Raw genomic sequence first — 13,336 nt, forward strand, 5'->3', positions numbered from 1 at the left:
CCCATCACGCCCGCGCGCCGGTGGCGATCGACCCGTAGTGGTCGAAGAGATCGGCGAAATGATCGATGTCGCGACGCACCTTGACCGCCGCCTCGATCGCCGCGTCCTTCAAGGTCCGGGGATCACGGGCGAACAGGCGACGGATAGCCTCCGCCGCCGCTCCGGCGTCTCCCGCGCGATAGAGTTCCGAGATCGAGGGCTGAGCCAGATGCGCGAAGCCGCCGCGGTCAGGCCCCACCACCGGAAGACCGCTGGCCATGGCCTCGGCCGGGATCAGGCCGAAGGTCTCCGACTCGCAGCCGTGGACGAGAGCGTCCGCGCTGGCCAGGTGCGCGGCCAGCAAGGCCCGATCGCGGATCGGCGGCAGGATCCGAACATGCGGATTGGCGGCGGCCGCCTTGCGGACCCGATTGCGATCGATGCCGTCGCCGACCAGCACCAGACCGATCGGAACCTCCGCGCGAACCCGCGTCACCGCCTCGATCACCATCGGCCAGCGCTTTTCCGGATGAAAACGTCCGACGCCCAGGACCAGCCGGGCCTGGTTCGAGCAGCCGCAGGCCTCAAGAAGCTCCGATCGCAGACGCTCGTCCCGCATCGCCGGCGAGAAGGCTCCATGATCGATGCCCAGAGGAACACTGGTGACCGCGCCGACGCCCTGCTGTCCGAGGCGCTCCGAAAGCCAGGGCCCGCCGGTGACGACGGAGGAAAAGCACCCGGTGAGCCGGCGTAGATAGGTCCAGAACCAATCGAAGAGCTGGTCGATACGCTGCGGGCTAGCGACGGGAGCTAACCAGCGTTGGGGATAGGACGCGACGGGATCGGCATGCATGAACATCGCGCGCGGCGCGGTTCCGGCCCAACGGGCCACGATCCAGGCCCCGCGCCACGGCGAGGATGCTTCGACGAGGTCCGGTGCGAGCGCGTCCAGATGCCGGTGCACGGGGGCCGCGTCCCAGAACATATGATAGTTGGCGTCGAACGGCAGGCTGGGCGAGCGGACGTGGATCACCCCGCCCGCGCCGCGCCTCTCGAAAGCGTCCCGCGGCCCCGGCGCGATGACGAAAAGCTCATGGCCCAACTGGGCCGCGGCCTCGAACTTGCGGTCGATATAGGTCCGCACGCCCCCGCCGGTGGGCGAATAGAACTCGGCGACATCCACGATCCGCATCGATTTTAGCAGCTTTCCAACACGCCCCGCCGCCACCGCTAGAGCATCACCATGACGATGATTGCGGTGTCGCCTTCACAAAAAGACGACATGCGCCGGTGTAGGTCTCATCGATTTCGAGAATCCGTGTGGTGGCGTTGGGGGCGCGTCGTCTTGGTCGGCAGGGGCCGGGCGACCACTTGGAAGGATAAGCATGGATATCAAGGCGCTGACGGGCATCGATGGTGCGCGTCCACTAAGGATCGCCTTATTCTCGGGGAACTATAACTACACCCTCGACGGAGCCAACAAGTCGCTGAACCGGCTCGTGGATCATCTGCAGAGCAGGATGGGCGCCAAGGTGCGGGTGTACTCCCCGACCTCGCCGACGCCAGCCTTCGCGGCCGTCGGCGATCTGGTTTCCGTGCCGTCGCTGAAGATCCCCTTCCGGGCCGACTACCGCCTGGCCCTTGGACTTCCCCCGGCCATTCGCCGGGACGTCGAGGCCTTCGAGCCCGATCTCGTCCACCTCTCCGCCCCCGACTTCCTGGGCTCGGCGGCGCTCAGGCTGGGGCGCGACCTGAAGGTCCCGGTGGTCGCCAGCCTGCACACCCTGTTCGACACCTATCTCGACTACTACGGACTGAGCTTTCTGCGCCCGCTGGCGCGTCGCCAGCTCTGGAAGTTCTATGACGCCTGCGACTACGTCATGGCCCCCACCGAGGCGATCGCCGACGAGCTGCGGTCGCAAACCCATTCCACCCGAGTGCGGACCTGGGCGCGCGGCGTCGATTCCGAGCTCTTCCACCCGGGCCGGCGCGACGCCTCCTGGCGGGCCGGACTCGGCTTCGATCCCGACCGCCCCGTGATCGTATTCCTGGGCCGGATCGTCATGGAGAAGGGCCTCGCGGCGTTCGCCGACACGATCGCCAGGCTCGAAGAAGCCGGTCACGCGCCTCAGGTTCTGGTGATCGGCGATGGTCCGGCCCGGACCTGGTTCCAGGCTCGCCTGCCCACCGCCGTCTTCGCCGGCTTTCTGACGGGCGAGGCGCTGGCCACGGCGCTGGCCAGCGGCGACATCTTCCTCAATCCCAGCACCACCGAGACGTTCGGCAACGTCAATCTCGAGGCGATGGCCTCGGGTCTCGCCATGGTCTGCGCCGACGCGCCCAACACCCGCGCCCTGCTGCGCCATGGACGCAACGCCCTGCTCTGCGCGCCCGATCGCCCCTCGGCCTACGCCGAAGCCCTCTCGGCTTTGCTCACCGACGGCGACGCGCGGCATCGACTGGCCGCCGAGGCGCTAGACCGCAGCGCCGCCTACCGTTGGACCGAGATTCTGGACGAAGTCGTGGAGGTCTATGCCGAGGCCCTGGAGCGGCCCGCGTCCTTGCCGTCGTCTGAGCCTCGCCTTCTGGCGTCCAGGACAAGCGGCATGGCGTCCCCTCACCCCGCCAGCGTGCCCGCTCTCTAGCCTGGCGACATGATGATCCTGACCACGCTCGACCGGTATCTGCTGCGGCGGACCCTGACGCCGATGTCCGCGGTGCTGATCAGCACGATGGTGGCGTTCCTGATGGAGCGCCTCATGCGCTCGTTCCAGCTGCTGTCGCAAACCACCGACGGCTTCAAGTTGCTGACCGAACTTATGGTGAACCTGGTGCCGCACTATGTGGGCCTGACTCTGCCCGGCGGCTTCTTCATCGGCCTGTTCGTGGTGGTCAACGGGCTGAACAAAAGCTCGGAGATCGACGCCATCCTGGCCAGCGGCATTTCCCTGGGCCGCTTCGCCACGCCGTTCGTCGGCCTGGGCGTCGTCCTGATGCTGTTCAGCGTGGCGCTGTTCGGCTTTATCCAGCCCTACAGCCGCTATGCCTATCACGCCGTGCTGCACGCGGCGGCGAACGCCGGCTGGAACGGCGACGTGCGCCCCAAGGCGCTGCTGTCGGCCGGCCCGGACGTCATCCTGACCGCCGACAGCGCCGACGCCAGCGGCCGCCATCTCGAGCACGTGTTCATCCGCAAGATCGGGCCCGAGGGCCGCGAGGACGTACTGACGGCCGCGTCCGCCGACGTTCTCAAGGCCCCTGGCGATCAAAAGGCCACCCTGGTGCTGAACCACGGCCGGCAAGTCAGCACCACGCGGCAAGCGGAGGTCTATGTCGCAGACTTCGCCGCCTTCAGGTTCGATCTCCCCGTGAGCCAGGCCGCCAAGCTCCTGCGCCTGCGTGGCGACGAGGTGAGCGAGCTGACGCTGATCGAGTTGGCCCAGCAAGGTTTCGGCAAATCGCCGCCCACCCTGCCCCGCCAGACCCTGCTGGCCGAACTGTTCTCGCGTTCGTCCAGGGCGCTGATGCTTCCGCTCTTGCCGCTGTTGGCCGTGCCCTTCGGGCTCAGCGCCAAGCGGGCTGGATCCGGCTCGGCGATGGTGATCGGCGGCCTGCTGCTCTTCGCCTTCGAGACCTCGATGATTCTGGGTCAAGCCATGGTGACGGCCGCGAACGTCCCCGCCATCGCCACGATCGGCGCGCCCGCCGGCCTGTTCGCGGCCGCTTGCGTGGCCACCTGGATGGCCAGCCGCAAGCGTCCCGGCCAGAACCCCGTCAGCTGGCTATCCGAACGCCTGGCCGAAGTCTTCACCGCGATCGCTAAAGCCATGGGACGAAGACAGGCCCTGCGGGAATAGTCGAGGTCGTGGACGGACTTGCCGAACGGCTTGCCTTCAACCGCCGAGCAAGCCATGTCTGACTCTTCACCGACTCCTCAAGCGGTCCGATTTCCTGGCGATGACCACCAACGCCGACCGGCAGCCTCCGATTTCGCGCTGACGATGAAGGCCGCTTCTCCGGACCTCTCGCCTCTGGCGACCACCTATCTGGAGCGCCGCGATGACATGCGGCGTTTTTTCCTCGCGCGCCTGGGCGGCCGGGGCGAGGTCGAGGACCTAGTTCAGGAGCTTTACCTCAAGGTTCAGGCGGTTACCGAAGATCCGATCGAAAACCCGTCCGCCTATCTCTATCGCCTGGCCTCGAACCTGATGCTCGACCGCCTGCGGCAGGCTAGGCGGTCAGGCGCTCGAGAAACCGAATGGCGCCGGACCCACCACGCCACCGTCGGTGCGCTGGATGTCGCCGACACGCCCGACGCCGAAAGCGCGGTGATCGCGCGGCAACGCCTGGAGAAGCTGGCCTCGGCCCTGGAGACGCTGGCGCCGCTGACCCAGCGGGTCTTCCGTCTGCACAAGTTCGAGGGCCTGACCCACGCCGAGACCGCCGCGCGTCTCGGCATCTCGCGCAGCGCCGTCGAGAAGCACGTCAGCCTGGCCCTTGGTCATCTGGTCAAGAAGGTGGGACGATGAGTGTGGCAGGCTTGCATCACCTCACCGAGATGTGGAGAGGACCTAGGGATGGTGTGGCGTCATTGTGGCGACGCCCCTCCAAGGCCGGGCGCGAAGGAAGCGCAAACCGTCGATGACCGAGTCCGTCCACCAAGATCCGATCCAGCAGGCCGCCGCCGACTGGTTCGCCAAGCTGCAGGACGATCCGGCCCTGGCGGACTGGACGGCGTTCCAGGCCTGGCTCGAGGCCGATCCCGAGCACGCCACGGCCTATGACGCGGTCGAGGCTGTCTGGCTCGATCTGGAGGATCTGCCCGCCAATGACTCGCGAGCCTCGCCCGCCGACGCCGCGCCGCTCACCGCCAACGTCGTGCCCCTGCGCCCTCGCGCGTCCGCGCCGCCGCGTCGCGGCCTCCTGATCGGCCTTGGCGTCGCCGCCGCGGCGGCCGTCGCCGCCCTGGTGGTGACGCCGCAGCTGACCCGGCCGGCGTTCACCGATTATTCGACCCAGCGCGGCGAAACCCGCGAGATCGCCCTGGCCGACGGCTCGCGCCTGACCCTGGGCAGCGGCACGACCTTGCGCGTGCGGCTTGGCCGCCAGCAGCGCGACGTGACCCTGGTCGATGGCGAGGCCAGCTTCGATGTCGCCCACCTGGAAAACCGCCCGTTCGTGGTGGCGGTGGGTGAGCGCGAGGTGCGTGTCCTGGGCACGGAATTCAACATCCTCAACCACGCCGGCCGCCTCGCCGTTTCGGTTCGCCGCGGTCTGGTGGCCGTCTCCGGCGGCCAGGAAGGCGCGATCCGGCTGGCGCGCGGCCAGCAGTTGGTCCAGACCCCGGGCTCGGCGGCCGATGTCCGCGACGTCGCCCCGGACACGGCCTTCGCCTGGAAGTCCGGCAAGTTGGTCTACGACCGAGCGCCGCTGGCCGAGGTGGTCGCCGACCTCAATCGCTATGTCGCGACGCCAATCCGCGTTGATCCCAGCGCCGCCTCGGTGACAGTCTCGGGCGTCCTGCTGGTCGACGAGGAGGCCGCCATGATCCGGCGCCTGGAACTGTTCGCCCCGATCGTCGCCGAAGCGACGGCGCAAGAGGTTATCCTCAAGGCCAAGACGGCGCGCCGCTGATCGTGGCGAGCAAGAGCGTCCGCGCCGGCGGCCGGGCCTGGGCCGCGACCTTGGCCGTCGGCCTGGCGGGTCTTTCCGCGGTCCCCGCCGAGGCCGCGCCGCGACTGTTCGCCGGCCGCCTCTCGCCCGTCGTGCGCCTGCGGATCGCCGCCAAGCCGGTCCAGGCGGCGCTGATCGATTTCGCCCTGCAGGCCGAGCTATCGCTTGGCGGGGACCTCGAGGCTTGCCGTGGCCAGGCGCCCGCCTTGACCGGACGCCTCTCCGTCCAGGCCGCGCTTGACCGGATCCTGGCCGGCAGCGGCTGCGGCTATCGCCAGCCCGATCCGCGCACGGTGATCATCCATCGCCTGGCGCCGCAGACGCGTCCGGCCACACCCGCGCAGGTCGCGCCGACCGCACCGCCCCTAGGACTGGGCGAAGTGGTGGTGACGGCCCAACGCTATCCCAACCTGCCGGGCCGCACGCCCTACGCCATCTCCGTCGTGTCGGGCGGCGCCCTCGAACGGGAAGCCGTCACCAGCCTCAACGACCTGACGGGCCAGATCGCTGGCATGACGGTGACCAATCTCGGGCCCGGGCGCGACAAGGTGATGTTGCGCGGCCTGTCGGATGGCGCCTTCACCGGCCAGGCCCAATCGATGGTGTCGCTCTATCTGGACGATGTGCCGATCACCTACAACGCGCCCGACCCCGACCTGCGGCTGGCCGATGTCGAACGGGTGGAGGTCATGCGCGGCCCTCAGGGTACGCTGTACGGCGGCGGGTCGCTGGGCGGCGTGATGCGGATCGCCACCCGCAAGCCCGACCTCGACCGCTACCAGGCCAGCGTCCTGGCCGGCCTCGGCTGGGTCAAGGGCGGCGGCCGCGACGGCGAGTTCGAGGCGATGGCCAATCTGCCGCTCGTGCGTGGCCGCGTGGCGCTGCGGACCGTGGCCTATCACGAAGCGCAGGACGGCTACATCGCCAATTCCGCCCTCGGTCTTCGTCGCGCCAACGAGTCGACACGCTCTGGCGTACGCGCCAGCGTGCGCGCGGCGCTGACACCGAACTGGGCGCTGACGCTGGGGCTGACCCGTCAGTGGATCAACAATCAGGACACGCAGTACGGTCTGCGGCGACTGGGCTCCAAGGTCCGCGACAACCTCGTGCGCGAACCGCACGACAACGACTTCGACCACACGTCCTTGACCCTCACGGGCGAAGGCGGCTGGGGGCGCGTGACGGGCTCTATCTCGCAGCTGTCCCATCGGTTCCAGAGCCGCTACGACGCGACCTCGGTCTCGACGCTGTATGGCCTTGGCGGCGCGCTGGCGGCGTTCGACGAGGACAAGAACATCGACCTGACGGTGGGCGAAGTGACCTACGCCACGCCCGGCCAGTATCGCCTGCATGGCCTGGTCGGCGCCTTCGCCTCGTCAGGGTCCATCCGGCTCGGCGCCAATCTGCACGCGCTTCCCGCCGGCTCACCCGCCGCCTATGCCGAGCGACGGCGGGACGACATCAACGAGGCCGCGCTCTATGGCGAGGTGACCTTCGACGTCACCTCGCGCTTGTCCGCCACCGCGGGCTTGCGTTGGTTCGACTTCAGCTTCAACACCGATTCCAACGTCACCCAGGCGAGCGGCGTGCGCGGGAAACAGCAGTCGGCCGACGCCGCCGGCTTCTCGCCAAAGGTTCTGATCAGCTACGACGCACGGCCGGGCCTGCTGATCTACGCCCAGGCCGCCGAAGGCTATCGTCCCGGCGGTTTCAACACCGCGGGCCGGATCGGCCAGGTGTTCGACGCCCCCGAGGCGCCGCCCAGCCGCTATGAGGCCGACGAGCTCTGGAACTACGAACTGGGGGCCAAGCTGCGGGCCTTCGACGACCGACTGCGGGGCCGCGTGGCGGTGTTTTACGCCACTTGGGAGTCGGTGCAGAGCGATCAGTACCTGCCCGACGGCACGGCCTACACTACCAACATCGGCAACGGGGCCAACTGGGGCATCGAGGCCGAGGCCGCCTTCCGCGTCAGCGGGCGACTCGACCTGCGCGCGGCCGCGCTGATAGACGATCCGGAAATCACCAAGCTCAACCTGGCCTTCAGCACGCGCAAGGACGCCGACCTCCCGGGCGTCTCCAGGACGTCGGCCAGTTTTGGGATCGACTATCATCGGGAGCTGCCCTGGGGCCCGGCGTTGCGACTGCAGGGCCAGGCGTCCTATGTGGGCCCGTCCTATCTGACCTTCGACGCCGACAAGGCGCACAGGATGGGCGAGTCGTTGAGTCTGCGCGGGATAGCCAGCCTCTCGACGCCGGATTGGACGCTGAGCGCCACGCTGGACAATCCATTGAACAGCCACCCCAACAGCTTCTCGTTCGGCAACCCGTTCCTGATCGCCCGCGACCAGATCGTCACCCCGCCGCGCCCCCGGACCCTGAGCGTGCGGCTGACCGCCCGCTTCTAGACGCGCGACGGGCGCTCACGCGGCAGGCTCACGTCGTAGACTGGTCGCCCGTCGAGGTCGCGGAATGTCAGGTCGAGCGCATCCCTCCCGACCTTGAAGGCGGCGAAGCCGGGTCGCGACAGGTAGAAGCGCGTGCCCTCGACAGCCACGACCCTATCCCTGGCCTCCGCGCCGGATCCCGTGCAGACATAGTCGACCTGGCCGCGCCGGATGTGTTGCAGGCTATGGTCGTGGCCATTGATATAGAGCTGCACGCCATGCGCTTCGAGCAACGGCGCGACCTGGTCGACGAGCTCGGGATTGTCGCCGTGGCCGCCCGAATAGACCGGGTGATGGCCCATCACGATCTTCCAGGGGGCGCGCGATCGGCCAAGCGCTTGGTCGAGCCAGGCGATCTGGTCTCCGCCGTCGTGACGTTCGAGGTGACCCCGCGCTATCTGCTGCAGCATTTCGTCGTAGTTCCCGCCGTCGACCAGCGGCGCGGTGTCGATGACGAATAGGTCGATCAGGCTTGTCCCCAATTCGTCGCCGCCGATCGCGAAGTAGCGACTGGGCATGCGCCAGCGATGGCTCAGGGCGGTGTAGTCGATCTGGGCCTGGACGCGCCCGCGATAATCGTGATTGCCGAGCGCGGCGTACCACGGCGTCTGTAGAGCCGGCGCGGTGTAGATGTCCTCGAACGAGTCTTGCCAATGGGCGTCTTCGACTGATCTGACGCCAGCCGGATAGAAGTTGTCGCCAGCCGCCAGGACGAACCGGCTCGAAAGATCCGCCGCCGTCGTCGCCATCGCTTTCGCGACCTGATGCTGGGACCGCCTTCCCCGCTGCCCCCAATCGCCGAGGGCGACGAAGGCTATCGCCTCGTGCTCGTCGGCGGCGGCCGGGGCGGCGAACGTCGTGGCCGCCGCCAGCCCTTGCAGCAACGCGCGACGGTGCAACCGCGATTGGGACACCAAGACCTCCGGAACGATCCGCGGGCGACGCCGGCCCATGAGTTCAAGGACGACGCCAACCCACAAGTCTCTCATCGTTTCGGCGGAAATCTTGTCCCAGGACGATGATCAGGCGGACATGGTCGTTCTCGGCCATGTCCGCCCGGGACGCGGGTCGAACCGCGTCAGAACTTGGCGCTGAGCACCAACCTCACGTCACGGCCGGGCATCAACACCGAATCCTTGTTCAGCGCCGTGGCGTTGCGGATCGTCTCGTCGGCGAGGTTGTGTCCCACGAGCAGAAGCTCGAGCCCCGGCTTGGCCTTGAACGGCCGCCAACGGACCTGGGCGTCGACCGAGGTGTAGCCATCAGTCGCCAGGTCGGCGACGCCGACATGGTCTTGTGAAGACACGGCCAGCACCAGGAAGCTGGCGTCGATAGAGTCATTGGCCCAGTCCAGGCCGCCGCCAAAACGGCCAGGCTGGATACGCGGCACGTCGCCGCCGCCGCCCGTGAACTTGGCGCGGACATAGTCGCCCAGCACCTGGCCCGACAACTTGCCGCCCGCCACCGTGGTCAGCGGGAAGAAGGCCTTAGCCTCGACGCCCCAGAAGTTGGCGTCACGCTGGCCGTAGTTGAGTTCCTTGAGATCACCGGCGCCGCCGGCCGCGCAGATCCCATCGTCGTCACACGTGCGTCCGGTCAGGGCGCCGTAGATGTAGTTGTCGAAGTGCGCGCCCCAGGCCGACGCCTCGATACGGCCTTCGGAGCCGAGCTTGTAGCGCGCCGTCGCCTCTAAGGAGTTGGCCCGCTCGATCTTCAGACCTGGATCGCCGGTCTCGAACGTGGCCGGACCGTCGTGCGGGCCCCGAGCGAACAGTTCGGTCTGGGCCGGCGCCCGCGCCGCCGAGGCGGCGGTCAGGCCCAGGCGCAATGCGTCGGTGGCGTCGTAGGTGAAGCCCGCGGACACGCTGAACGGCGTATAGTCGCGGCTGGTCTCGACGCCCGAGGCCGGGGTGCCGTCGATCTTGACGTGCTCGACGCGCGCCGCGCCCTGGAATTGCAGAGCCCCGACCGGCGCCTCGACGAACGCGAAGGCCGCCGCGCTCTGGGTGTGGGTAGGCAGCAGATAGTTGGCGCCCTCGCCGAGCGCGCTGAACTTGCGGTCCTGGAACTGAACGCCCAGCGCCGAGGCCGAGAGCGGACCGGTGGCGCCGAACAACGCCTCCATCCGGCCGTCCCATTCCTTGTTGTTGAACGTGGACAGGACCTGGTTGCCTTCCGGATCGATCTCGCTGTGGGTGTAGTTGGCATAGCCGGCGTCGACGTTGATCCGCTGGAGCACGCCTTGGCCGAACTTGAACGACCCGCCGAGCGCGCCCTTGTCCTGCTTCATGCGGATGAAGGTGTCGTCCGACGGAATCCCGTAGCGAGCCTCGTAGTGCGTGCCGCTGGCCCCGACGCGGCTGTCGTCACCGAAGAAGTAGGACGCGCCACCCGAATAGCCATTCCCTCGGAAGAACGAGTTCGGCTGGACGCCATCCGGCGTCTGGTAGTTGCTGGCCCGGCGGCCAAAGCCGTCCAGGTGAACCGCGAACGGTCCCTGCCCCGCGTCAAGGCTGACCGTACCCTCGCCGGTCGCCGCGCCCGTGGAGTAGGCCGTCGTCGCTTCGCCTTCGATCCCGTCGATGGGCTTGAGCGGAATGCGGTTGTTGATCACGTTGACGACGCCGCCGATCGCCTGGCTGCCGTAGCGCAGAGTGGCCGCGCCGCGCACGACCTCAATCTGTTGCGCGGCGAGCGGGTCGATCGGCACGCCATGGTCGGGACCGACGTCGGATACGTCCGAACTGGAGAGACCGTTCTCGGCCAGCTTCACGCGCTGGGCGTCCATCCCACGGATTACCGGACGGCTGGCGCCCGCCGCGAAACCGGTTCCGGCCACACCCGGCACGTTGCGCAGCGCATCGGCCAGACTGGCCCCGCCGTTGCTCAGAACCTGATCACGGCTGACCTGTTCGACGATGGTCGCGAACCGGTCAGGATCACCCGCGAGCGGCGAAGCGGTGATCACCACTTCGGACACGGAATGGCCAAGATCCTGGGCGCTGGCTTGGCTGGCGGCGGCCAATAAAACGCCCGCCCCGGCGGCCGTCAGCAACATCGTACGCAGTCGCAACATCTAACCCTCGCAGCCTACATATCAAAATGATATGTTATAACGTAATTAACGTAAAGCTGGCTTTTTTGGGGCCGGTTCCAATAGGGATGAGAAAGCGCCACTTGGCGTCGCGCGTTGTGCGTTCCGGGATCATCGGCGCACGGTTAGACCCAGCGAAACCGCTCGCGGGCTGGCCCCGTCGATGCGGCGTCCCGCGACGAGATCGAGATCAAACCGCCCGCCGCCCGGATTCCAGCGCACGCCGAGCTGACCGCCGGCATGGCCTGCATCACGCCGGAAGGTCTCGACCATCAAGGTCAGGTTCCGCGCCATCGACCACTCGGCCTGAGCCCCAACGAAGGCCGCATCGGACTTCGCGTCGGCGCGGACATAACTCCAACCGGCGTTCAGGTTGATCCGCAGCCGTGGGCCGACCGGAATCGTCATCGGCGCGACCAGGCTGGCCGAGTCGAGATGGCCCGCGCGCAGCCCAAAGCCCGCCGCCCCCGCCAAGCCGAGCCCAAGCCCCCTGTCCTCCGGCAGAATGTTGAGCTTCAGGGCGGGTCCCACCGTGGTCTCGGCGGCGCCGTTGCTCCAGGCGCGCTGCAATCCGCCGCCGATCTCCAGCCGCGGCCACGTCTTGCGCGTACAGGCCGGCGCGAGATTGAGCAGGCCCTGCCGTCGTGCGAACCGTGTGGTCCAGGTTTCCAGGTGGCAGACTCCCGGCGTCTCGACCGCCGCGTCGTCGATGACGTGCTCGTTGCCCGAGGCCCAGGCTTGCGCCACGGCGAGAAGGCTGGACGCGGCGATGGCCGCGCCCAGTATGGCGAATTTGAAGGTCATGGCCTTCCCTTGGCGCTAGACGGCGTCTTCAAGCGAGAAGCGATCGGCTCCCTCGTCGTAGGAGAAGACCTCCGCGTAGCGGCTCCAGTTGATCACGGCCCGCAAGGTCTGGTCGGCGTAGTCGGGGGACATGAAGTCCTCCAGCTCGTCGCGGAACCGGCTGGCGGGCGCGATGTGGCTGGGCCGGTCATCCAGCACCCGGCGCACGTGAGCGGCCAGGGGGACATGGGCCAGAAGCTGCTGAGCGAAGATCGACTTGCGCGCATCGACGTCGGCCTCCGCGTAGCGGCGGGCCGTGGCGGTCAGGACAAGGTCGCCCTCGCGCATCTCGACCAGACGCAGCAACTGCAAGGTCTCGGCGATGGGGAAGAGTTCATCGGCCTCGTACCGCAGGTCCTGGGCGAGATCCGACATCGACGCGCGACCGTCGAACGGCGCGGCATGCACCGCCTCGATCAGGCCGGCCATCACATTGGTCGAAACGCGCGGCAGCACCATGCCCAGGCCCATGCCGGGGAAAATCCCGTCGTGCGGCGCCGGCGCCTGGTCGGGCCGGGTCATCTGGGCGTAGATCCGCTCGACCAGCGCCCGGAAGGCTGGGTCCTGGCGGTTGCGTGGCTGGGGCAGGTCCACCTCGATCGCCTGGACCACCCGACCCGGATTGGACGAAAACACCAGGATGCGGTCGCACATCAGCACGGCCTCCTCGATGTTGTGGGTGACCATCAGGATCGACTTGATCGGCATCCGCCCCTCGCTCCACAGGTCGAGCAGGTCGGTGCGTAGAGTCTCGGCGGTCAGCACGTCCAGCGCCGAGAACGGCTCGTCCATCAGGAGGATGGAGGGATCGACCACCAGGGCGCGCGCCAGGCCCACACGCTGGCGCATGCCGCCCGACAGCTCTTTGGGATAGGCGTTCTCGAAGCCGTCCAGACCGATCAGGTCGATGGCGGCCAGGGATCGGCGACGGCGTTCCTCGGGACGCACGCCCTTGGCCTCCAGCCCGACCTCGACGTTCTGCAGCACCGTCAGCCAGGGGAAGAGCGCGAAGCTCTGGAAGACCATGCTGAGCGTGGTCGGGCCATCGGGACGAGGCGGGAAGACGATCTGGCCCTCGGTCGGCTTGATCAGGCCAGCGATCGAGCGCAGCAGCGTCGACTTGCCCGAGCCCGAGCGGCCCAGCAGGCCGACGATCTCGTTCTCGTTCAGGGTCAGGTCGACATTGTCGAGGACCAGCAGGTTGGCGCCCTCGGCCTTGCCATAGCGATGGCGGACGGCGATCGCCTGGACGAGCGGGACGGCGGTCTTGATGGGGGTGAGGCAGGTCATGGATGCTCTC

General features: G+C 68.0%; 10 protein-coding genes. 5 read left to right on the top strand and 5 right to left on the bottom strand.

Going from position 1 to position 13,336, the window contains the following annotated elements; all coding sequences use genetic code 11:
* Window positions 1-4: 4 nt before the first annotated feature.
* Complete coding sequence (locus MZV50_RS14995) at window positions 5-1,171, bottom strand: glycosyltransferase (protein ID WP_252630010.1); 1,167 nt, start codon at window positions 1,169-1,171, stop codon at window positions 5-7.
* Between the two features lie 193 nt (window positions 1,172-1,364).
* Between MZV50_RS14995 and MZV50_RS15000 the strand changes: the two genes are divergently transcribed.
* The 5 genes from MZV50_RS15000 (at window position 1,365) to MZV50_RS15020 (ending at window position 8,060) form a co-directional block, all read left to right on the top strand.
* Window positions 1,365-2,624 carry a glycosyltransferase family 4 protein gene (locus MZV50_RS15000; RefSeq protein WP_354668899.1) on the top strand — a complete coding sequence of 420 codons (1,260 nt, stop codon included), beginning with the start codon at window positions 1,365-1,367 and terminating at the stop codon, window positions 2,622-2,624.
* A gap of 12 nt (window positions 2,625-2,636) precedes the next feature.
* The gene (locus MZV50_RS15005) at window positions 2,637-3,836 is read left to right on the top strand and encodes an LptF/LptG family permease (RefSeq protein ID WP_252630012.1); all 1,200 of its coding nucleotides are present in this window, start codon (window positions 2,637-2,639) and stop codon (window positions 3,834-3,836) included.
* Window positions 3,837-3,980: 144 nt separating this feature from the next.
* Window positions 3,981-4,508 carry an RNA polymerase sigma factor gene (locus tag MZV50_RS15010; protein ID WP_252630014.1) on the top strand — a complete coding sequence of 176 codons (528 nt, stop codon included), beginning with the start codon at window positions 3,981-3,983 and terminating at the stop codon, window positions 4,506-4,508.
* A gap of 112 nt (window positions 4,509-4,620) precedes the next feature.
* Entirely contained in the window at window positions 4,621-5,613 is a 993-nt protein-coding gene (locus MZV50_RS15015; protein ID WP_252630016.1) for a FecR family protein, read from the top strand.
* Between the two features lie 2 nt (window positions 5,614-5,615).
* Window positions 5,616-8,060 (top strand): TonB-dependent receptor domain-containing protein, encoded by a 2,445-nt coding sequence (locus tag MZV50_RS15020; protein WP_252630018.1) that lies wholly within the window; start codon window positions 5,616-5,618, stop codon window positions 8,058-8,060.
* On the opposite strand, the gene MZV50_RS15025 is transcribed toward MZV50_RS15020, so the two are convergent.
* From MZV50_RS15025 to MZV50_RS15040, 4 genes are all read right to left on the bottom strand, one after another.
* Window positions 8,057-9,079, bottom strand: coding sequence for a purple acid phosphatase family protein (locus tag MZV50_RS15025; RefSeq protein ID WP_252630020.1), 1,023 nt, complete (start codon window positions 9,077-9,079; stop codon window positions 8,057-8,059). The genes MZV50_RS15020 and MZV50_RS15025 overlap by 4 nt on opposite strands.
* 98 nt (window positions 9,080-9,177) lie before the next feature.
* The gene (locus MZV50_RS15030) at window positions 9,178-11,175 is read right to left on the bottom strand and encodes a TonB-dependent receptor (protein WP_252630022.1); all 1,998 of its coding nucleotides are present in this window, start codon (window positions 11,173-11,175) and stop codon (window positions 9,178-9,180) included.
* A gap of 129 nt (window positions 11,176-11,304) precedes the next feature.
* Complete coding sequence (locus tag MZV50_RS15035; protein ID WP_252630025.1) at window positions 11,305-11,997, bottom strand: hypothetical protein; 693 nt, start codon at window positions 11,995-11,997, stop codon at window positions 11,305-11,307.
* A 15-nt stretch (window positions 11,998-12,012) separates the two neighbouring features.
* Window positions 12,013-13,326, bottom strand: coding sequence for an ABC transporter ATP-binding protein (locus MZV50_RS15040; RefSeq protein ID WP_252630027.1), 1,314 nt, complete (start codon window positions 13,324-13,326; stop codon window positions 12,013-12,015).
* Between the last annotated feature and the right edge of the window lie 10 nt (window positions 13,327-13,336).

Source organism: Caulobacter segnis, assembly GCF_023935105.1.
GTDB lineage: Bacteria > Pseudomonadota > Alphaproteobacteria > Caulobacterales > Caulobacteraceae > Caulobacter > Caulobacter segnis_B.

Excerpts from the sequence above, each read along its gene's own strand:
- MZV50_RS14995 (WP_252630010.1), bottom strand. The coding sequence starts at position 1,171 with ATGCGGATCGTGGATGTCGCCGAGTTCTATTCGCCCACCGGCGGGGGC.
- MZV50_RS15000 (WP_354668899.1), top strand. The coding sequence starts at position 1,365 with ATGGATATCAAGGCGCTGACGGGCATCGATGGTGCGCGTCCACTAAGG.
- MZV50_RS15005 (WP_252630012.1), top strand. The coding sequence starts at position 2,637 with ATGATCCTGACCACGCTCGACCGGTATCTGCTGCGGCGGACCCTGACG.
- MZV50_RS15010 (WP_252630014.1), top strand. The coding sequence starts at position 3,981 with ATGAAGGCCGCTTCTCCGGACCTCTCGCCTCTGGCGACCACCTATCTG.
- MZV50_RS15015 (WP_252630016.1), top strand. The coding sequence starts at position 4,621 with ATGACCGAGTCCGTCCACCAAGATCCGATCCAGCAGGCCGCCGCCGAC.
- MZV50_RS15030 (WP_252630022.1), bottom strand. The coding sequence starts at position 11,175 with ATGTTGCGACTGCGTACGATGTTGCTGACGGCCGCCGGGGCGGGCGTT.
- MZV50_RS15035 (WP_252630025.1), bottom strand. The coding sequence starts at position 11,997 with ATGACCTTCAAATTCGCCATACTGGGCGCGGCCATCGCCGCGTCCAGC.
- MZV50_RS15040 (WP_252630027.1), bottom strand. The coding sequence starts at position 13,326 with ATGACCTGCCTCACCCCCATCAAGACCGCCGTCCCGCTCGTCCAGGCG.